The sequence below is a fragment of the Streptomyces sp. NPDC018964 genome (assembly GCF_044390325.1).
Classification (GTDB): Bacteria; Actinomycetota; Actinomycetes; order Streptomycetales; family Streptomycetaceae; genus Streptomyces.
The window spans coordinates 461,809-481,600 of the sequence record NZ_JBIRYZ010000003.1; the positions used below are offsets into that span (position 1 = coordinate 461,809).

16 protein-coding genes and 1 pseudogene are annotated in these 19,792 nt (G+C 72.9%); 9 read left to right on the forward strand and 8 right to left on the reverse strand.

Annotation, left to right across the window (positions count from 1 at the left end):
- Positions 1–104: 104 nt before the first annotated feature.
- Complete coding sequence (locus ACH5AO_RS07400) at positions 105–503, reverse strand: hypothetical protein (protein ID WP_398922759.1); 399 nt, start codon at positions 501–503, stop codon at positions 105–107.
- A gap of 108 nt (positions 504–611) precedes the next feature.
- The gene (locus tag ACH5AO_RS07405; protein WP_398922760.1) at positions 612–2,270 is read right to left on the reverse strand and encodes an N-6 DNA methylase; all 1,659 of its coding nucleotides are present in this window, start codon (positions 2,268–2,270) and stop codon (positions 612–614) included.
- A gap of 181 nt (positions 2,271–2,451) precedes the next feature.
- Here ACH5AO_RS07405 and ACH5AO_RS07410 point away from each other — a divergent pair, with 181 nt between their 5' ends.
- Genes ACH5AO_RS07410 through ACH5AO_RS07430 form a run of 5 tightly spaced genes read left to right on the forward strand, consistent with a single transcriptional unit; the run spans position 2,452 to position 9,856 of the window.
- Positions 2,452–2,970, forward strand: a complete 519-nt coding sequence (locus ACH5AO_RS07410) for a hypothetical protein (RefSeq protein ID WP_398922762.1) — start codon at positions 2,452–2,454, stop codon at positions 2,968–2,970.
- Positions 2,970–4,364, forward strand: coding sequence for a hypothetical protein (locus ACH5AO_RS07415; RefSeq protein ID WP_398922764.1), 1,395 nt, complete (start codon positions 2,970–2,972; stop codon positions 4,362–4,364). The genes ACH5AO_RS07410 and ACH5AO_RS07415 overlap by 1 nt, the downstream gene beginning before the upstream one ends.
- Positions 4,361–5,785, forward strand: coding sequence for a VWA domain-containing protein (locus ACH5AO_RS07420; RefSeq protein WP_398922767.1), 1,425 nt, complete (start codon positions 4,361–4,363; stop codon positions 5,783–5,785). The genes ACH5AO_RS07415 and ACH5AO_RS07420 overlap by 4 nt, the downstream gene beginning before the upstream one ends.
- 55 nt (positions 5,786–5,840) lie before the next feature.
- Positions 5,841–6,965, forward strand: coding sequence for an AAA family ATPase (locus ACH5AO_RS07425; protein ID WP_398922770.1), 1,125 nt, complete (start codon positions 5,841–5,843; stop codon positions 6,963–6,965).
- Positions 6,962–9,856 (forward strand): hypothetical protein, encoded by a 2,895-nt coding sequence (locus ACH5AO_RS07430; protein WP_398922772.1) that lies wholly within the window; start codon positions 6,962–6,964, stop codon positions 9,854–9,856. Before ACH5AO_RS07425 ends, ACH5AO_RS07430 begins: the two co-directional genes overlap by 4 nt.
- 90 nt (positions 9,857–9,946) lie before the next feature.
- On the opposite strand, the gene ACH5AO_RS07435 is transcribed toward ACH5AO_RS07430, so the two are convergent.
- A complete protein-coding gene (locus tag ACH5AO_RS07435) occupies positions 9,947–11,152 on the reverse strand; it encodes an erythromycin esterase family protein (protein ID WP_398922774.1) in 1,206 nt (401 codons plus the stop codon).
- 57 nt (positions 11,153–11,209) lie between these two features.
- On the opposite strand from ACH5AO_RS07435, the gene ACH5AO_RS07440 reads away from it, so the two are divergent.
- The gene (locus ACH5AO_RS07440; protein WP_398922775.1) at positions 11,210–11,944 is read left to right on the forward strand and encodes a TioE family transcriptional regulator; all 735 of its coding nucleotides are present in this window, start codon (positions 11,210–11,212) and stop codon (positions 11,942–11,944) included.
- Positions 11,945–12,113: 169 nt separating this feature from the next.
- Here the strand turns inward: ACH5AO_RS07440 and ACH5AO_RS07445 are convergent, their stop codons facing one another.
- Positions 12,114–13,148, reverse strand: a complete 1,035-nt coding sequence (locus ACH5AO_RS07445) for an alpha/beta hydrolase (protein ID WP_398922777.1) — start codon at positions 13,146–13,148, stop codon at positions 12,114–12,116.
- A 408-nt stretch (positions 13,149–13,556) separates the two neighbouring features.
- Positions 13,557–14,678 (reverse strand): Gfo/Idh/MocA family protein, encoded by a 1,122-nt coding sequence (locus ACH5AO_RS07450; RefSeq protein WP_398922779.1) that lies wholly within the window; start codon positions 14,676–14,678, stop codon positions 13,557–13,559.
- Positions 14,679–14,783: 105 nt separating this feature from the next.
- Here ACH5AO_RS07450 and ACH5AO_RS07455 point away from each other — a divergent pair, with 105 nt between their 5' ends.
- Positions 14,784–15,239 carry a MarR family winged helix-turn-helix transcriptional regulator gene (locus tag ACH5AO_RS07455; protein WP_398922781.1) on the forward strand — a complete coding sequence of 152 codons (456 nt, stop codon included), beginning with the start codon at positions 14,784–14,786 and terminating at the stop codon, positions 15,237–15,239.
- A 301-nt stretch (positions 15,240–15,540) separates the two neighbouring features.
- Here the strand turns inward: ACH5AO_RS07455 and ACH5AO_RS07460 are convergent.
- Positions 15,541–16,392 (reverse strand): annotated as a pseudogene (locus tag ACH5AO_RS07460) (helix-turn-helix transcriptional regulator).
- Positions 16,393–16,487: 95 nt separating this feature from the next.
- Here ACH5AO_RS07460 and ACH5AO_RS07465 point away from each other — a divergent pair.
- Both ACH5AO_RS07465 and ACH5AO_RS07470 read left to right on the forward strand, forming a co-directional pair.
- Positions 16,488–17,249, forward strand: a complete 762-nt coding sequence (locus tag ACH5AO_RS07465; RefSeq protein WP_398922783.1) for an SDR family oxidoreductase — start codon at positions 16,488–16,490, stop codon at positions 17,247–17,249.
- A gap of 49 nt (positions 17,250–17,298) precedes the next feature.
- Positions 17,299–17,508: a 4-oxalocrotonate tautomerase family protein gene (locus ACH5AO_RS07470; RefSeq protein ID WP_398922785.1), complete on the forward strand. Its 210-nt coding sequence runs from the start codon at positions 17,299–17,301 to the stop codon at positions 17,506–17,508.
- Positions 17,509–17,564: 56 nt separating this feature from the next.
- Here the strand turns inward: ACH5AO_RS07470 and ACH5AO_RS07475 are convergent, their stop codons facing one another.
- Both ACH5AO_RS07475 and ACH5AO_RS07480 read right to left on the reverse strand, forming a co-directional pair.
- Positions 17,565–18,923: a GH1 family beta-glucosidase gene (locus ACH5AO_RS07475; protein WP_398922788.1), complete on the reverse strand. Its 1,359-nt coding sequence runs from the start codon at positions 18,921–18,923 to the stop codon at positions 17,565–17,567.
- Between the two features lie 29 nt (positions 18,924–18,952).
- Positions 18,953–19,792: a carbohydrate ABC transporter permease gene (locus ACH5AO_RS07480; protein ID WP_398922886.1), complete on the reverse strand. Its 840-nt coding sequence runs from the start codon at positions 19,790–19,792 to the stop codon at positions 18,953–18,955.

Sequence of the window (19,792 nt, forward strand, 5' to 3'; positions counted from 1 at the left end):
GTGCGGCGCCACCGGGGGCCCGGCGGGCCGGCCACCCGGACCCGGGCGTCGCCCTCCCGCGTCGGGGGCGGCCGGTACGCGACAACCGGCGCGCGGCGGCCCCGCTACAACCCCGCCCGTGCCAGCAGGGCCGGCAGGGCCTCCGGCTTCACCTTCTGGACCGATCTCACCTGGCCCAGGCCCAGTTCCTCGCGGCTCACCGGGTCGCGGTACAGGGCCTTCGTCGCCTCGGTCAGCAAGGTCACGGGGACCAGGAAGGGGACGTCGGAGTCCTCGTCGTCCGGGCGGGGCTCCCCGTCGGCCTCGGCCACCGCGGCGACCGCCGCCTCGGGCCGGGCGAAGAAGAACCAGAGGCGGTCGCCGGGCTCCATGCGGTTGCGGCGGCTGAGCCAGAGTTCCAGCTCCGGTTCCTCCTCGGCGAGTCGGAGCATCGTCTCCTTGTCGGACGGTTCCCCGTCCAGCGTGTCCCTGCGCGGATCGAGGATGTAGATCCAGTCCGCCATGGAATCCCCTTCGGTAGGACGCTCAACCCGCGTGAAAGCACATCGGTGCGGCGACTCATGGTGCCAGACAGTCGGGGCGTGCGCGTACATGTTTTCGACACGGAGGTGTCAGGCGTCGGGTTTCAGCGCCCCGTTGCTGAGTCCGTCCCGTGCCAGTGCCGCGATCTGCCGGCTGAGTTCCGCCACCCGCCGGGCCCGCTCCTCGAACTCGCGCAGCGCGTGGAAGGCGGCCCCGTAGCCGCGCTGTGCGGTGATGTCCATCTGCGGGATGCGGGCGCCCTTGCTGTCGAGGCGGAAGGTGCCGCTGGCGGTGGTGGAGCGGCGACTGTTGGCGGTGCTGTGCAGGAAGCCCTGGAGGAAGTCCGTGTCGAGCTGGTCGCTGACCGAGACCGGTTCCGGGTCCGCGTACTCGACCAGCCCGGCCCTGATCAGGTCGGCGACGCCGACACTGGGGCCGTCCAGGGCGCCGGTGCCCTCGCCGGCGACCAGGGCGGGCAGCAGTTCGGCCAGGCACCGCACCTGTTCGGTCAGCTCCTGGCGCAAGGTGTCGTACTCCGTCACGTAATCGCGGTGCGACTCCTCGACGTGACGGCTCGGGGTGAGGTCGACCAGGTCGTCGAGCAGATCGATCTGGGGGACCTCGGTGATCTGCTGGGGCCGCGGCTCCAGGGGGTCGTCCGGGTCGTTGGAGGTGAGGTCGATCATGCGTACGACGGTGGCCGCGTCGTCCGGCGACGTCGGGCGCCGCAGGTGCCACAGGTGCACGGGGAGGGAGTGCGCGGCTGCCGTGCCCGGGGCCAGCGCGGTGACCTGGGTGAGGATGCCCCGGCGGACGAGCTCGGCGCGGATGCGGCGGCCGGCCTTGCGGTAGGCCACCGAGGCGGGCATGACCATGACGACACGGCCGCCGGGGGCGGTGTGCGCGTAGGCGTGCTGGAGCCAGGCGAGTTCGCCCTCCGCGCGGGAGGGCGTGCCGAGCTCCCAGCGGGGGTCGAGGAGGAGGTCCTCCCGGCCCCAGTCGGTGTCGCTGACCGGCGGATCGCAGACGACGAGGTCGGCCTTGAGGCCGGACCACCGGTCCGCGCGCAGGGAGTCGCCCTGCTTGATCTCGGCACGGGGGAATTCCGCGAGGTCGGCCCGGGACTGCGCGAGGCGTGCGCTGCGGGCGTCCGCTTCCTGGCCGCAGCGCCTGGCGCCCGGTCCGGCGCCGACGGCGAGCAGGAGGGTGCCGATACCGCAGGCGGGATCGAAGAGTACGGCGTCGTCGGCCACGTCGCCCGCGAAGTGCCGGACGGCCCGGACCACTCGGGGCGAGGTCACCTGGTCCGAGCCCGCCCGCCGCACGGACTCCGTGAAGCGCTCGGCGAGGCCGTTCACCACGTCCGCGGCGGAGCCGCCGTCGGCCATCCGGCGGGCGAGCCGGACCCCCTGCTCGGGCAGCGCGGCCGGCGCCTCCTCCCCGGGGGAGGCGAGGACGTCCGCGACGTCCGCGAGCCCGCCGAGGATGTCGTCGCCGTAGGCACCCCGCAGCACCTGCCACAGCTGGACCTCGTCGGTGACGTCCTGTCCCTTGCTCTGCTTGTCCAGCCAGGCCTGGACCTCGGCCAGGTCGAAGAGGGGGCTGTTGGCGCCGCCGCCGACCGGCGCCGGGAAGTCGTCGTACCGCCGTCGCCAGTTCGACACGGCGGCGCGGGTGACACCCGCGATACGGGCGATCTCGGAGCCGGTGACCAAAGGGTTCGTCGGCGTGGCCGGGGTCTGTGGCATACCGGCTACGGTACACAGCGTCCCGGCCGCGTATCAATGAAAGACGGCCGTTGACGACGTCAACGATGATCGCTCCGCCCACCGCCTCCGCGCCCCGTCCTCGGGCGGGGGGCATTGTCAGTGGCTGCCGATAGCTTGATCCCGTTGCGCCGTTCTGGCGTTGACGTCCCCTTTCGCATGCATGGGAGATGGTGCGTTGTCGGTCCGGGAGAAGTCGAGCACGGCACGGGTGGTGCCGTCCGCGCGGCCGCGGAAGCTCGCGAAGGTGCCGTTCGTGGAGCTGGCCGACGGGCGGTTGCAGGGTGTGGTGTCCAGCGGGTCGGACATCGGGCGGGTGTACGTCTCGTCGGTCGAGGCGGGGACGTACGCGTTCGCGTGCAGCACCAACAACAACCGGCCCTGCGGCGGGGCGCGCGGGTGGTTCTGCAACCACATACACGCGCTGATCGGTGAAGCCGTGCTGCAGTACGGCGTCGAGCGGGTGGCGCGGTACCTGAAGGTCGAGGTCGCCGGTGAGGCGCCCGACGCGCACTCCGTCACCCACGCGATGACCTCCACGCGGCCCGCCCAGGGCGACAGTTCGGCGGCGGCGCAGGTGTTCAGCCGGTTCCTGCGGCACCTCGCGTACCTCGAACTCGCACCGGTCACCGCTCCGTTGCCCGAGATGCAGTGGTTCCCGACGACGAGGGCGGTGGCCTGATGCGTGCCGATCTGCTGACCGACGCCGTCGACGGGCTCGACGAGGCCCTCGCGGCCGTGGACGGTTTCGACGAGGCCCTGGTCGCCGGTCTGCTGCGTCCGCAGCCCGCCCAGGCGGGCGGGCTGGCCGCCCTCGCGGACGCCGTCGCCGGGTCCCCGCTGGCGGCGCGGGTCGCCGAGGCGGCCGAGAAGACGGCCGCCGGGGCGGCCGGCGAGGATCACTTCGTGGCGCTCGCGGCCGCCCGCACCGCCCTGCTCGGTTCCGTGCACGACGCGCTCGTCCAGCGGGCCGAGGAGGCCATCGGGCGGACGCGGGACGGGGAGAGCGGCACGGCCGCGGCCGGAGGCGCGGAACACGCCGTCAACCTGTGTGCCGCCGCCCGTGGTTGGCTGTGCGATCTCGCGCGGGCCGGCTGGCACGGCATCGACCACGAGCTGGTCGCCGGTGCCGCGCCCGTCGTGTCCGCCATGCTGCCCGACCCGGCACTGCGCCGCCTGGCCACGCTGCTCGACGGCTTCGCCGCCGAACTCGCCGCCTCCTGCCCCGGCGCGTCCCTGGAGCACGTTCCCGTGCGCCGGTGGGCCGACCTGTGGTCGCGCGCCGTGCTGCTGACCCTGCCCGGCGCGGCGTCCGCCCCCGCGGCCGGCGAGGCGACCGGCCGGCTGCTGCCGCTCGGGGTCGACGTGCAGGAGCACGCCACCGCCGTACAGGCGCAGGTGCACGCGGTGTTCGAGCCGGCGGACGGCGGCACGCCGCGGCTGGTGCGGGCCTCGGTGTCCGCGCCGAAGCCCGACACCGTCGTCGGGGCGGGGCTGTGGCAGCTGCTCCGGCCGCACCTGTCCCTGCTGGCCGCCGTGAGCGAGGGGCGGGCCATGGAGCTCGACGCGATGCCCGTCACCGGTGAGGGCGACCTGCTGTGGGACGACGCCCGGGCCCGTGCGGGCGAGCCCGCCGAGGCGTTCACCACCGCGCGGGTGGCGCTGCCCGTCGCCGTCGCCTCCGCGACCGCTCCGCTCGACCGGCATCCGGCCCGCATCGCCGTGCCCGTCCTGCTGGAGGGGTACGCCGTGGAGGAGGACGAGGGCGGGATGTCGTTCCGGTTCGCCGACGGGCGTCTGGCCGTCGACACCGACCGGGTTCCGGCCGCCGGTCCGCTCACCCCCGAGGTGGTCGCCTCGTCCGGTGCGTGCGTCGGGCTGCTGCGCTGGGACGCCGGGGAGTTCCTGCTCCAGCCGCTCGCCGTGGAGCGGACCGTGCGGAAGAAGAGCGTCGCCGTGCACGCCGGGGCGTGGGCCGGGGGTACGGCCGACAAGGCCGGGGTGCGCGCCGAGAAGGCCGCCACCGACGCCGTCAAGGTGCTGCGCGAGCGTGCCGGAAAGCTGCTGCGGAAATGAGCGGGCGGACCATGGGAGGCGCCCCGGCGCCCGATCCGGACGAGAACCGGCGGCAGGTGCTGTACTGGCGCCTGCTGGCCCGCCTCTTCGACCCCGAGGAGCAGGCGTCCCTGGAGTCGGCGAGCCTCGCCGTCGTCGAGGACGTCGGCCTGCCGGCCGCGCTGCTCGACCCGGGGGCGTCCGTCGACTCCGTGGTGCAGCGGCACCCGGAGCTGGCCGCCGAGTTCGACGGGCTGATGACGCCCGAGCCGGACGAGGACGGTGCGCGTGACCGGGCCGCCGAGGTGCGGCGCGCGGCGCTCGCGTCGAAGGTGCTGCTGAACGTCTTCGCCTCCGGCTCCGGCACCGTCACCGCCGAGCAGCTGGCGCGCTGGCAGTCCGACGCGGGCTGGCTGGAGCGGGCGCTGGGCTGCCGGCCCGGCGAGCTGCGCGGCGGACGCGGTGGCATCAACCGCGCGGGCGCCGGGCAGGGCGTCAGCCCGACCGGCACCGGTGTCGGCGCGCCGACGCCCGACCTCAGCCGGCTGATCCCCGAGATCGGGCCGGAGCTCGGCTCCATCGAGGCCGGTCTCGTCAAGCGCATGCATCTGCGCGAGGTGCTGGCCGATCCCGCGCTGGCCTCCCGGCTGACGCCGAGCATGTCGCTGATCGAGCAGTTGCTGCGCGACAAGAACAACCTCTCCGGTGTCGCCCTCGCCAACGCCAAGGCGCTGATCCGGCGTTACGTCGACGAGGTCACCGAAGTGCTGCGCACCCAGGTGGAGAAGGCCACGGTCGGTGAACTCGACCGGTCCGTCCCGCCCAAACGCGTCTACCGCAACCTCGATCTCGACCGCACCATCTGGAAGAACCTCACCAACTGGGACCCGGAGGAGGAGCGGCTCTACGTCGACCGGCTCTACTACCGGCACACCAGCCGCAAGACGACACCCCAGCGGCTGATCGTGGTCGTGGACCAGTCGGGTTCGATGGTCGACTCGATGGTCAACTGCACCATCCTGGCGTCCATCTTCGCCGGGCTGCCGAAGGTGGACGTCCACCTGATCGCGTACGACATGCAGGCGCTGGACCTCACGCCCTGGGCGCACGACCCGTTCGAGACGCTGCTGCGGACCCAGCTCGGCGGCGGCACCGACGGCACCGTGGCGATGGCGCTCGCCCAGCCGAAGATCGCCGAGCCGCGCAACACCGTCGTGGTGTGGATCTCCGACTTCTACGAATGGCGCACCGACGAGCTGTTCGAGAGCATGGCCGCCGTCCACCGCTCGGGGGCGAAGTTCATCCCGGTGGGTTCGGTGACCAGCTCCGGGCGCGGCAGCGTCAACCCGTGGTTCCGGGAGAAGTTCAAGGACCTCGGCACGCCGGTGATCTCCGGCCACATCAAGAAGCTCGTGCACGAACTCAAGACGTTCCTCACCTGATCACCGCGGAGACGTCCGTCCCTTTGTGATCACCGCATCGAAAGGCCTTCCCCTCATGTCCGACCTGCTGCGCGCCCCTGCCGAGATCAAGTACGCCGAGGAGCTCGACTGGCTGGAGTCGATCGACGACAACCCCAAGCCGTTCTCGTGGCGGCTGTCCCCGAAGATGGTCCGCCTGTTCATCCTCGGCTCCGAGCGTGCCGACGGCCTGGACCGGGAGGTGTCGCAGAAGTGGTTCGGCGACCGCAGCTTCGTGGAGCGGTCGATCGTCACCCTCGCCTCCGACCGCGGTCTGCTGCTCATCGGTGACCCCGGCACGGGCAAGAGCTGGCTGGCGGAGCTGCTGTCCGCCGCGATCAGCCGCAACTCCACGCTGGTGGTGCAGGGCACGGCCGGCACCACCGAGGACCACATCAAGTACTCGTGGAACGTGTCGATGGTCATCGCCAAGGGCCAGTCGCGGGAGTCGATGATCCCCTCGCCGATCATGACCGCGATGGAGGCGGGTGCCATCGGCCGCTTCGAGGAGCTGACCCGGTCCACGAGCGACGTGCAGGACGCGCTGATCTCGATCCTCTCCGAGAAGTACATCTCCGTTCCGGAACTGGAGAGCGGGGGCGGTGACGACAACATCGTCTTCGCCAAGCCCGGTTTCTCCGTCATCGCCACGGCCAACAGCCGCGACCGGGGGGTCAACGACCTGTCCTCCGCGCTGAAGCGGCGTTTCAACTTCGTCCGCATCCCGGTCGTGACGAACAAGAAGAGCGAGGCGGAGATCGTCCGCTTCCGCACCGAGGAGCTGCTGCGCCGGCACTCGATCGACCTGGACGTGCCGCCGACCCTGCTGGACGTGCTGCTGCGGAGCTTCGCCGACCTGCGGGCCTCCGCCGCCGCGGCCGGCAGCGACGACGAGAAGCTGGAGTCCGCGCTGTCGACGGCCGAGCAGATCGGTGTGCTGGAGGACGCCGTCCTGCACAGCAACTTCTTCGGCGAGCGCACCCTGACCGCCCGCGCCCTCGCCTCCTCGCTGGTCGGCTCCCTCACCCGGCGCGAGCCCGAGGACCTGGCCATCCTCAACAAGTACCTGCACGGTGTCGTCGAGCCGCGCAGCAAGGAGGAGGGCGGCTCCTGGCCGGAGTTCCTCGAGGGCGGCCGCGACGCGATCGCCACCCTGTCATGAGCGGGCCTCAGGAGAGCACGTCGTTCGCCGCCCTGCGCGGGCAACTGCAGGGAGCGGCGGCCGAGTTCGCGGGCGGGCCCGACGCCCTGGAGGGCATCCTGCTCGGCATGGTCGACGACGTCGACCGGGCGGTGCGCGAGCCGCTGGAGATCTTCCCCGTCTGCCACCACTCCCCCGCGTCCGCGCTCGCCATGGCCCGCCGCCTGCGCGAGAAGCAGCCCAAGGTGGTGTACCTGGAGCTGTGCGAGGACATGGCGCCGCTGCTGACCGAGCTGCGCAACTGCCGGCTGCCGGTGGCGGTGCAGGCGTTCGCCGGCGACGTCGACGGCTTCCCCGCCGACTGGGCCCCGTTGTCGGTGGTGGCGCCGATCACGGAGGCGTCCGCCGAGTACCAGGCGATCGCGTACGCCCTGGACACGCCGGGGGTGGAACTGGTCCTGGTCGACCGGTCGGCGGACCACGTCTTCCAGTGGGACAGGAGGGGCGAGCAGGCACAGGAGGACGCCGGGTCTCCGGAGGAGGCCGAGGCCGCGCTGCACGGTGAGGCCGTCGGCGTCGAGATCGGCGACCTGCGGCCGCGCTTCGCCGAGCTGGAGGAGCACCTGCTGCGCCACGGCAAGGTGCGGCACTGGTCGGAGTGGTGGCACCAGTACGTCGAGGTCCCGCTCGGGGACAGCGACCACGACACCTACCGCCAGGTGATGTTCCTCATCGGCAGCCTGTTCCGGCGGCTCGCCCCCGGCGACGGGTCCCGGCTCCGGGTGGACGAGGACCGCGAGCGGTACATGTGGACGCGGATGCGCGAGCACCTGGCGGCGACCGGCACGGACCCGGAGGACTGCCTGTACGTGTGCGGGGCGTTCCACGCGGCCAGCCGGGTCGAGGAGTTCGGCGTGCGGGGCGGCTCGGACACGTTCACGATCTCCCCGCGTACCGCCACCACCTGGCAGTACGGGCTGATCCCGTCCAGCCACGCGGCGATCGAGGCGCAGTTCGGCCTCGCCGCCGGGTCGGTGTCGATCGCGGCGACGGAGTGGGCGAAGGGCCTGAAGCGGACCCGGGTGAAGCCGTACGTGCTGGAGGGGCAGGCCGGGAAGAGGAAGTCCGCGGCCAAGAAGGCCGCCGCCCCGGCTTCGGCGCCTGCGGCCGCCGCGGACAAGCTGTCCGGCTTCCTTCAGCGGCCGCCCGTGCTCGACGGTCTGGACGAGGCCGAGCTGCTCGGCTGGTCGGTGGAGATCGTGCGCGCGGCCCGGCGCAACGGCTACCTCGCCTCCACCGCCGACGCCATCGCCGTCTTCGAGACGTCGATCCTGCTCGCCGGCATGCGGGACCGGGCCAAGCCGACGCCGTACGACTTCCAGGACGCGGCGGTCACCTGCATCGAGAAGGACAGCGTCCCGGGGCGGCGGGACGTGCGGCGCCTCGTCGAGATCATGATGGGCGGCGACCGGATCGGGAAGGTCGGCTACGAGTCGCTGCCGCCGCTCGCCCGTGACGTGTACGACCGGCTGGCGCCGCTGGAGCTGAAGCTCGAGCAGCGCGGGGTGCGCAGGGCGCTGCTGGACATGGCGTCCCGGCCGGAACTGCGGGCGTGCTCGGACGTGCTGTGGATGCTGCGGCGCCTGATGCCGCAGGGCGCGGCACGGCCGATCATGGGTGAGCGGCGGCTCGGTGAGCGGTCGATCCAGGAGTCGTGGGACCTGGCGCTCGGCACGCACCAGCGGGCCCTGATCGAGCTGGGCTACGAGGGTGTCAGCCTGGAGCAGGTCCTCGAGCAGCGGCTGCGGCGCGACGCGTACGGGCCGCGGGCGACCACGGCGACGGTGCTGGCGGCGGTCGAGGACGCGCTCCTGTACCTGCGCGGCCACCGCCTCGCCGACGAGCTGGGCACGCACGCGCTGAAGCTGCTCGCCGCCGAGCGGAGCGTCGACGGGGCGCCGGAGGTGCTGCGCCGGGTGCGGGCGCTGCTGGCGTACTACCGCACCGGCGAGCCGGTGCTGCCCGCGTGGATCGAGTCGTTCGTCAAGACCGGTTACGCCCACTACTGCACGCTGCTGCCGACGGCGTTCCGGGACGAGGACGCGACGGTGGGGCAGGTCGCGGCGATGCTCGGCTTCCTGTTCTCCATGGAGAGCCTCGCGCTGTCGCTGGGCTGCGACCGGAACCAGCTGGAGCTCGCGGTCGCCCAGTCGCACCCGGACGACCCGTCGAAGACGGCACTGCTGTGGGCGGCGCAGGTGCAGCTCGGCACCCTGTCCCGCGCCGAGCTGCGGGCGCGGTGCGACGAGCTGCTGGACAACCCGCTGGTGGTGCCCTCCTACCCGCGCTACCTCAGCGGCTTCGTGCACGCGCTCGAGCCCGTGCCGGGGCTGGCGGACGTGGTCGTGGAGGCGGTGTCGAACGCGTTCGGGCGGCTGCCGGACTCGGTGCTGCTGCCGTGGCTGCCGCTGCTGATCACCACCCTGCGCTCCGGCGCGGCGGACCTCGCCCCGCTGATGGTCCGCGAGGCGGGGCGGATCTTCCCGGGCCGGCTGGCGGCACTGGACGCGTGGGTGCCGCCGTGGCGGATGCCGGAGGCGGATCCGTTCGCCGCGAAATCCGCGGCCGATGTCCGCCGTGGCGCCGCGCTGCTCACGGCCCACCCGGCGGCGTGCGACGCGGTGGCGGAGCTGCTCGGCTGCACGGAGGGGTGGTCACGGGCCGACGTCCCGGCCGCGTCGGGCGTGGCGCTGCTGGCCGCGCACCCGGCCGCGTGCGACGCGGTGGCGGAGCTGCTCGGCTGCGACGGTACGTGGGCGGCGGCCGGCCCGTCGCCGTCGGGCGGCACCGTCCTCACGGCCCGTCACCCGGCCACGGCGGAGGCCTTGGAGTCCCTGCTCGCCGGCACGTGACGGCCGTGGCCGGGGTCCGGGCGGCCGCACGGCCGCCCGGACCCGTAAGCCCTGCGACACGATCACGAGCAGGGGGCCGTCGGAAACGGTCTAGCCCTGCCGCACGTCCGCGAGGAACACGATCCCGTCGGTGCGGGGCAGATGGGCCGGGTCGAACGGCGCGTAGCCGAACCACGGGGACGCCCGGAGCGCGGGACCGGTGTCGCCGAGCGCGGTGGACAGGCGGGCGGGGTCGACGACACAGCGGTCCTCGGGGAGGGCGTACAGGAGCCCTTCGAGGGTGTCCGGGGGTGGTGTGTCCACTCCGTGGTGCCGGATCGTGCCGAGCGCGGTGGCCAGGAAGGCGTACCGCTCCCCGAGGCGCGCGCTCACGAGCGCGCCGGCGCTCCACCACTCCAGCCGTGGGTGGCCCCACATGCTCATCGAGCTCTTGTCCCGCTGGAGGTGGCTGTTGTGGGCGTGGACGAGTACCGGGCCCCGGTCGGCGAGGGCGAGGAGGTTGCCGGCCATCATCGCGTCCCGCGTGGCCAGCAGGCGCGTCATGCGGGCGGGTGAGGGGTCGGCCGTCCAGTGGTGGTAGCGCAGCAGTCCGGTGGCGGTACGGCCGTACAGGCGCGCCCGGTCCCAGTCGTCCCGTGAGGTCGCTGTGAGCAGGTGGGGTGTCTGGGTGTCGAGCAGCGCGACGAGGTCGTCGGCGAGCAGCCGCAGCTCCTCGGCCTCGGCGGACCGGCCCACGGACCGGGACGGGTCGGTCATCGCGGCCTCGTCGGTCCACCGTTCGTCGGTGCCGAGCAGACGGTCGAGCGTGTCCGCGGTGCAGGGCAGCAGATCCGGGTCGACGTGCGCCGCGAGGTGATCGTGGAGGGCGGTGAGGGACTGCCTCGGGCTCGCGACGCCGGTGATCTCCAGCGGGCCGTCCATGCCCGCGAACCGGATCCGCTCGGGCGCGGGGCGCTCCTCGTTGTACTCCCGCATCCAGCGGACGAGTGCGCGGTTGGCCGCCGACGCGCCCCACCCGTGGCTGAATCCGCGCTCCATGACGTCGTCGAGGGTGCCGGCCCCGGTGGTGACGTACGCGTCCACGGTCAGGCCCCTCACGCAGTCGCTCTCGAGCACGATCGTGCGGTAGCCCTCCTGCTCCACGAGCTGCCGGAAGAGCTCGTTGCGCAGGCCGAGCAGGGCGTCCTCGCCGTGGGTGGGCTCTCCGAGGGCCAGCAGTCGTGGGCGGGACGGGAGCAGCCTCATCACGGCTGCGGCGTCGACGGGACGGGCGAAGTCCTTGTTCCCGGTTTCCATGCTTCAACCGTATCGTTGAACTTTCGGTGGAAACTTGAGCCCGATACCATCGGCTCCGTGGGGAAAAACCTTCAAAACGCCGGGAAGCTCAGGCCCGTCGACCTGGCACGACGTCACGGTCTGTCCACGCAGGCCGTGAGGAACTACGAGGAGGCGGGCATCCTCCCTCCGGCCGGCCGCACGGCCCACGGCTATCGCACCTACACGGAGCTGCACGCGCAGGCCCTCGGCGCGTTCCTCACGCTGGTTCCGGGGCACAGTCACCGGACGGCGACGGCGGTCATGCGGGCCGTGAACCGGGGCGCGGCCGACGAGGCGTTCCGCCTGATCGACGAGAGTCACGCCCAGTTGCTCGAGGACCGGCGCACACTGCAGGCCGTGGAGGAAGCTCTCCGCACCCTCTCCCCGCAGAGGGGTTCCGCGCGCGACACCCCCGCGCCCCGCTCGGGTCGTACGTTCATCGGCCCGCTGGCCGCGGAGCTGGGGGTGCGGCCGGCGACCTTGCGCAAGTGGGAGGAGGCCGGGCTCGTGCGCCCGCGACGGGATCCGGTGACCGGGTACCGGGTCTACGACGACGCCGACGTACGCGACGCACGGCTGGCTCACCAACTCCGGCGCGGCGGGCACCTGTTGGAGCAGATCGCCCCACTGATCGCGCGGGTGCGGGAGGCGGGCGGAGTGGGGCCGCTGGAGGACACGTTGCGCGAGTGGCGCGACCGGCTGTCCGCCCGCGGACGGGCGATGCTCGCCGGGGCCGCGGAGCTGGACGCCTACCTCCGCGCACGCGCGTGAAGGCCGGCGGCGCGGTGCGGGCCGGCCCCAGGGGCCGCCTCGGCGGCCGCTGACGTCGCGGACACGCTCCCGGGATCGACGCGGCGCCGGCCGGGTGCCTGGCCGGCACCCGGTTCCCGAGGTGGGCCGCTCTGCCGCTGGACCTGCTCGCCCCGGCCGGCTCCGAACGTCAGCCGGTCACGCCCAGGGCCCCGAGCAGCATCGGGAGCGAGTCGTGCAGTTCGCGTTGCCAGTAGGGCCAGGCGTGCGTGCCGGGGCCGTAGAAGTCGGTGGTCAGGTGCCGCGCGCCCACGCGCTTCAGCTCCGCGGCGAGGGCGTGGTTCTGGCGGTTGAAGTCGGCCTCGAGGGCGCTGGTGGCGCCCGGTGGGTCCAGGGGGCCGGTGGTGCCGTCTCCGCAGGAGAGGTACACGGGGAGGTGCTTGAGGCGCTCGGCCAGGTGGAAGGGGTCGTGCGCCTCCCAGACGCGGCGCTGGGCGACCGGGTCCCCCCAGACGCGCAGGGGGTCGTCGCCCTGGCCCGCGAAGAAGCCCATGAGGCGGTCGACCGACTCGTCGTTCAGGAGCGGGTGCGCGGAGCCGGAGTAGGCGGCGGTGGCCCTGAACATTCCCGGATGGCGGGCGGCGTACAGCAGGGCGCCCTGGCCTCCCATCGACAGGCCGGCCACGACGCGGTCGCGGCCGGCACCCCAGTCGCGCTCCAGGAGGTGCCGCAGCTCCACGGTGTGGAAGGTCTCCCAGGCGGGGTCGCCGCCCCGGCCGTGGTTCCACCAGTCGCTGTACCAGCCGTTCCAGCCGGCCTCGGGCATGACGACGAGCACCTCGCGCAGGCTGTCGATGTCCGCGACGTCCGTCTTGGCGGTCCATGACGTGTAGTCGCCGCAGCAGCCGTGCAGGAGCCAGAAGGTGGGCCAGTGCCGGTGCCGGTCGGCCGGGTTCCAGCCGTCGGGGGTGAGGAGACGGACGTTGACCGTCCGGCCGCCCAGGGCCGTGGAGCGGACCGTCAGGTCGAGCTGGCGGTCCGCGACCCGGGTGACCGCGACGACCTCGGCGCCGTGCGGTCTCCCGGCACCCGGGGCGGGGGCCGGGGCGGCCGTTCGGGGTGGGTCGGCCGCGAGTGCGGGGGTGGTGGGCACGAGGGTGAGGGTGAGGAGGAGGACGGCGAGGACGAGCCGGATGCGGGCTCGGAGGGTCAGGACGGCGGTCACGGCGGCTCCCTGCGGTGCGGTGCGTCGCTGCTCGAACGGTTCGACCGGGCTCGGGGACGGACTTGCCCCGGGGCAGGATCCACCACGGGAGCGATCCGCGACAGTACGGGTGCTCTCTTTCGGAACCGGCCGGCAGGCGTCCGCGTCTTCCTCGCGCCGACCGCGACCGGCATGTCCGAGGACGAGCGGTCCGATGTCTTCGGGGCGGCCTGCGCCGTATCGGTCCTTGCCGCCGTGCTCTTCCCGGCGGGGGCCGTCAGCCGCATGGTGAAGACGGACGACCACGCCGACGAGAGTTCCGCCGCCGGGACGCAGGGCGCGGGAGCACCCTCGAGCGCGGTACGCCCTGCCGCCCGCCGACGGCACGGTCCGGGCAGCCGTCCGGCGGACCGGGGTCACCGCGTCCGGTCAGGTGCTCGTCACGGCGGAGGCGATGCTGCGGTGCCGGGCGGTGCCGTGGGTGAAGTCGGGGACGACCGAGGTGCCCTCGCGCAGGTCGTCCAGGAACTGCCGGTAGGCGTGAGCGACCGCGTAGGCCGGCGCGTCGGCACGCGGGTCCAGGTGCGGGACGCGCAGGTACGGTTCCGGCACCGTGAGGGGGGCGAGGCCGGTGGACGTTCCGCGGCCGCCCTCCAGGGTGAGCGGGCTGAGCTGGGGGTGGCCGACCGGGGCGGTGAGGACGAGGTCGCCCTCGGTGCCGTTGATCTCCCAGCGGAAGCCGGTGCCCCGGGAGACGCCTCCGCGGTAGTGGAAGGTGACCACCGCGCCGCCGGGGAGCCGTCCCGAGGCCACCACCTGGTCGGCGGCGGTCATGGGCACGGGCTGTCCGCTCTCGGTGTCCACGGCCGACGTACGGCGCGACGCCAGGTGGATCCGCAGTTCCCCGGGTTCCCCCAGGACGTACGCGAGCCCGTCGAGGGCGTGGCCGAACGGAACGGTCAGCAGCGTCGTGCCGTTGGCGGCGTCGAGCACGTGGTGATCGCCGGGGCCGACGGTGGCGCCCCAGGCGCCGCCGGATCCGACGACCGTCGTGGACAGCACCTCCCCCACGTATCCGTCGGCCACGAGGTCCCGTACGTGGGCGAGGACCGGGTGCGACCGGGCCTGGAGTCCGACGACGGTCGGCAGACAGCGGTCGTGCGCCAGCCGGGCCATGTCCTCGGCCTCCGCGAGCCCGTTGCCCAGCGGCCATTCGCACAGCACGCCCTTGCCGGCGCTCAGCGCCGCGGTCACCAGTTCCCGGTGGTGCGGCACCTTCACCGCCACGACCACGAGGTCCACCTCGTCGCAGGCGGCCAGTTCGGCCGCGGTCCCGAAGGTGCGGGGCACACCGTGTTTCCGTCCGGAGAGCTCCGCCGACCGCTTCGAGCTCGTGCTCAGTGCCCTCAGTTCGTAGCCCGGGACGGCGCGCAGGGCAGGCAGGTGGGAACGCTCGGCCCAGCTTCCCCGAGCACCGAGTCCGATGATGCCCACTCCGATCGGCTTCTCGGACCGGGCCAGCTCGGCGAGCGGTGATGCGGATGTGTTCATGACTCGCAGCCTTCTTCGCGTGGACGCCTCGACGTACTCACAGGCCGGCGAGGGAGCAGCCGCCTGCTAGTGTTGACATCTCAACACTAGGAAAGGTGTGTTGACATGTCAACACATGGTGGTGGGGCCACCGGCCCGGACGAGCCCATGGGCGACACCGTCCCGGAGCCCGTCGACCTCTGGTCCGCCTTCAAGCGCGCCCACGAGACCGTGCGCGCCCGCGTGATCGCGGACACCGCCGAGGCGGCGGGCCTGTCCGAGCCGGACCTGACGATCCTCGTCAGCCTCGACAAGGCCGGGGGCGCCCTGCGCCAGAGCGAACTCGCCACGTCGCTCGGCTGGGACCGCACCCGCGTCTCCCACCAGCTCACCCGCATGGACAAGCGCGGACTCGTCACCCGCGAACGCGCCGCCGGTGTCACCGTCGTCCTCACCGACGCCGGACGTCAGGCCGTCGCCGCCGTGCACCCCGGCCTGGAAGCCGCCGTGCGCCGCCACTTCACCGACAAGCTCTCCGCGCGGGAGATCGAGACGCTGGGCTCCGTACTCCGTCGGCTGTAGGCGACCGGAACACGAAGCCGGCGTGCCGCCGGAGGCCGGGGGCCGGGTCGGCGGCCGTCGGCCCCCGCCGTCCGCCGGTCCCCGCCGGGAGGACCAGCGGCGCGTCCCTGACCGGGCGTTCCCCCGCCGCGTCGGACGGGTCGTCGATCAGCCGGCCCCGCGCCACCACCGCCGTCGAGCCGCCGCCGAGCCGCCGCCGTCGAGCTCGACCGCGTCGCGCGGACCGAGGGGGTGGTCGCCCCCCGCGGCCTCGGTGGTGCTCAAGCCGTGGACGGGCGTCCCAGGACCGGCGGGGAGCGGGTCAGGACGTGGAGTCGACGACGTCCTGGGTGCCGAGGACGGCGAGCAGGCCGAGCAGGTCGGCGCTGTCGGTGCCCAGGGCGGGGGTGAACCAGAGCAGCCGCTGTCATCCGTCCTCGCTGAACAGGTTGAGGCAGTTGACCTCGACGACCCCCAGCGCGGGATGGCGGATGCGTTTGCGGTCGTCGCGCCGGAAGGCCACGTCGTGGTCGGCCCACAGTGCGGCGAACTCGGCCGATGTGTCCAGCAGCGACCGGATCATCGACGTGACCTCGGCGTCCTTGGCGTCCCGCCGGGCGGCGGCCGCCCGCAGATCGGCGACGAACGCACGGGACCGGGTCGCGTGGTCGGCCTCGGGGTACAGGTCCCGGGCCTCCGGTTCCGTGAACCACCGGTGCACGAAACTGGCCCGCGCTCCCCGGTAGCCGGACTGGTCCCCCAGCAGCGCCACCGCCAGCGGGTTCTGCACCAGGGTGACGTGCAGGTCGGTGATGACCTGTGCGGGGGTCGCGGGCATCCGCTGGAGCAGATCGAGCATGCCGGGGTGGACGTGCGAGGCCGCGCCGCCCGGCACGGGCACGGGACGGCCCGCCAGGTGGTAGAGGTAGTCCCGCTCGTCGGCGGTCAGGCGCAGCGCCCTCGCCAGTGCGGCGATCATCTGTTCCGACGGCTGGGACCCGGCGCCCCGCTCGAGCTCGTTGTAGTAGTCCACCGATGCCCCCGCGAGCTGGGCGACCTCGTCCCGGCGAAGCCCCGGCACACGGCGCCGCGGCCCTGCGGGAAGTCCTACGTCGGCCGGGCGGATGCGGTCGCGCCGCGACCGCAGGAACGCGCCCAGTTCGGTGTGTCTCACGGCAGCCATGGCCCCATTCTCCGTCGCGCCGGGGCACCGACCCAGGGGATGACATCACCTGGCTCCGCCCGCCGGCACCGCGCATCGTGGGGGACATGACTACGAACGAGCCCCCTTCCACACCGGCACCCGAGCGGGTCGCCGTCGTCACCGGCGGATCACGCGGCATCGGCCGCGCGGTCTCCGTGGAGCTGGCCCGGAACGGTCTGGCCGTGGTGGTGAACTACACCAGGGACGCGGCCGCCGCCGAGGAGACGGTGAAGACGATCACCGCCGCCGGCGGGCGGGCGATCCCCGTGCGGGCGGACGTGGCGGACGAGCACGCGGTCGCCGCCCTGTTCGACCGGGCGGAGCAGGAGTTCGGCGGCGTGGACGTCGTCGTGAACTCGGCCGGCCGGCTCGCCCTGTCGCCCATCGCCGACCTCGATCTGGCGGTGCTCGACGCCATGCACCGCACCAACATCCGCGGCACGTTCGTCGTCGCCCAGCAGGCCGCACGGCGGCTCCGCGCGGGCGGCTCCTTCCTGGGCGTGTCGACCTCCGTGGTCGGAACGCGGTTCCCCGGTTACGGCGCGTACGTGGCGAGCAAGGGCGCCGTCGAGGCGATCACCCTGATCCTCGCCCGCGAGCTGCGGGGGCGGGACATCACGGTGAACACCATCGCCCCCGGCCCCACGGCCACGGACCTGTTCCTCGACGGCAAGACGCCCGAGGAGATCGACAGGCTCGCGAAGACCCCGCCGCTGGAGCGGCTGGGCACACCGGAGGACATCGCCCGGGTCGCCGCCTTCCTCACCGGACCCGAGGGCCACTGGGTCAACGGGCAGGTGCTGCGGGCCAACGGCGGCATGGTGTGAGCACGAGCCCGACCGACGCATCGACACGGACCACCTGAGGAGAACAGTCATGCCTTTCGCCCATTTCAAGGTTCCCGCCGGCACCGTCACCGCCGAGGACAAGAAGAAGATCGTCGAACGCACCACCGACCTGTACGCGGAGATCTACGGGGAGCGGGCCCGCGCCACCACCGTCGTGCTCGTCGACGAGGTCGCCGACGGGGGCTGGGGGGTGGCCGGCAACGTCCTCACCGCCGCCATGCTCAACGGCGACGCCTGACACACGTCACCGGTGGGCGGGGCCGCCGGCACCCGCCCACCGGTGACGTGGGTGTGTCAGGCCGCCCGCCGCGTGAGGTCACCGTGGGTGCGGATGATGTCCGCGTACCGGTGACCGGAGCCCTTGATGGTGCGGACCTGGGTGGCGTAGTCGACGTGGACGAGGCCGAAGCGCTTGTCGTAGCCGTACGCCCACTCGAAGTTGTCCAGCAGGGACCAGGCGAAGTAGCCGGCCAGCGGGGCGCCCTTGCGGGCGGCGGCGGCGCAGGCGGCCAGGTGCCGGGTCAGGTAGTCCTGGCGTTCCGGGTCGTCGACGGTGCCGTCGGGGCGGACGACGTCGGGGAAGGCGGAGCCGTTCTCGGTGACGTAGAGCTTGCGGGCGCCGTACTCGTCGGTCAGGCGCAGCAGCAGGGTCTCGATGCCGCTCGCGTCGATCTCCCAGTCCATGCCGGTGCGCGGCACCCCGTCCCGGCGCACGAACGCGGCGTGGGGGGCGGGGCCGTCCGGGTCGGCGGCCACCACCTGCGGGAAGTAGTAGTTCAGGCCGAGCCAGTCGAGCGGGGCCGCGATGGTCTCCAGGTCGCCCCGCTTCTCCGGGAGTTCGACGCCGTAGACCTCGCGCATGTCCTCCGGGAAGCCGCGGCCGTGCACGGGGTCCAGCCACCAGCGGTTGGTGTGGCCGTCCATGCGGACCGCGGCCGCCAGGTCCTCGGGGCGGTCGCTCGCGGCGTGGATGGTGGAGAGGTTGTTGACGATGCCGACCTGGGCACCGGGGGCGGCGGCGCGGATGGCGCGGGCGGCCAGGCCGTGGCCGAGCAGCAGGTGGTAGGAGGCGCGGACGGCCGCCGTGAGGTCCGTCCAGCCGGGAGCCATCTTGCCCTCGAGGTGGCCGATCCAGGCCGAGCACAGGGGCTCGTTGAGGGTCGCCCAGTGGGTGACGCGGTCGCCGAGGCGTTCGGCGACGGCGGACGCGTAGGCGGCGAAGTGCTCGGCGGTGTCGCGCTCGGGCCATCCGCCGCGGTCCTGGAGGGTCTGCGGCAGGTCCCAGTGGTAGAGGGTGACCGACGGGGTGATGCCGGCCTCGAGCAGGCCGTCGACCAGCCGGTCGTAGAAGGCCAGGCCCTTGTCGTTCACCGGGCCGTCGCCGCCCGGCACGACGCGCGGCCAGGCGACGGACAGGCGGTAGGCGTTGGTGCCGAGGCGGCGCATCAGGTCGATGTCCTCGCGCCAGCGGTGGTAGTGGTCGCAGGCGGTGTCGCCGTGGTCGTCGTTGTCGATCTTCCCCGGGGTGTGGGAGAAGGTGTCCCAGATCGACGGGGAACGGCCGTCCTCCGCCACGGCCCCCTCGATCTGGTACGCCGAGGTGGCCGTGCCCCACAGGAAGTCGTCGGGGAGGGCGGCGTAGTCGATGGTCACGTAAGTCCCTTCGGGATGGGAGGAGTGGGTCACTTGACGGCTCCCGCCGTCAGCCCGGCGACGAGGTAGCGCTGCAGCAGCAGGAAGCCGGCGACCACGGGCACGCTCACCACGAGGGAGGCGGCCATGATCTGGTTCCAGTACACGTCGTTGAGGGTGGAGTAGCCCTGGAGGCCGACCGCCAGGGTGCGGGTGGTGTCGTTGGTCATCACGGAGGCGAAGAGGACTTCGCCCCAGGCGGTCATGAAGGCGTAGACGGCGACCGCGACGATGCCGGGGACCGCGGCCGGGACGACGACGCGGAAGAGGGCGCCGAGCGGACCGCAGCCGTCCACCATCGCCGCCTCGTCCAGGTCGCGCGGGACCGAGTCGAAGTATCCGATCAGCATCCAGATGGAGAACGGCAGCGAGAAGGTCAGGTACGTGAGGATCAGTCCGCCGCGGGAGCCGAACAGGGCGATGCCGGTGGCGTTGCCGATGTTGACGTAGATGAGGAACAGCGGGAGGAGGAACAGGATGCCCGGGAACATCTGCGTCGACAGCACGGTCACCGTGAAGACGCGCTTGCCGCGGAAGTCGTAGCGGCTGACGGCGTACGCGGAGAACACCGCGATGACGACCGAGCAGACGGTCGCGGCGCCCGCCACGATCAGCGAGTTCACGAAGTAGCGGCCCAGCGGGACGGTCGACCAGATGTCGATGTACGGGTCGATCGTCAGCTCGGTCGGCAGCCAGCGGAACGCGCCGGTGACGTCGGCGAGCGGCTTCAGCGAGCTGGAGACCATGACGTAGACCGGGAGCAGGACGAAACCGGTCAGCAGGGTCAGGAAGACCCGCCGGGACCACAGGAAGGAGCGGGGCGGGGCCAT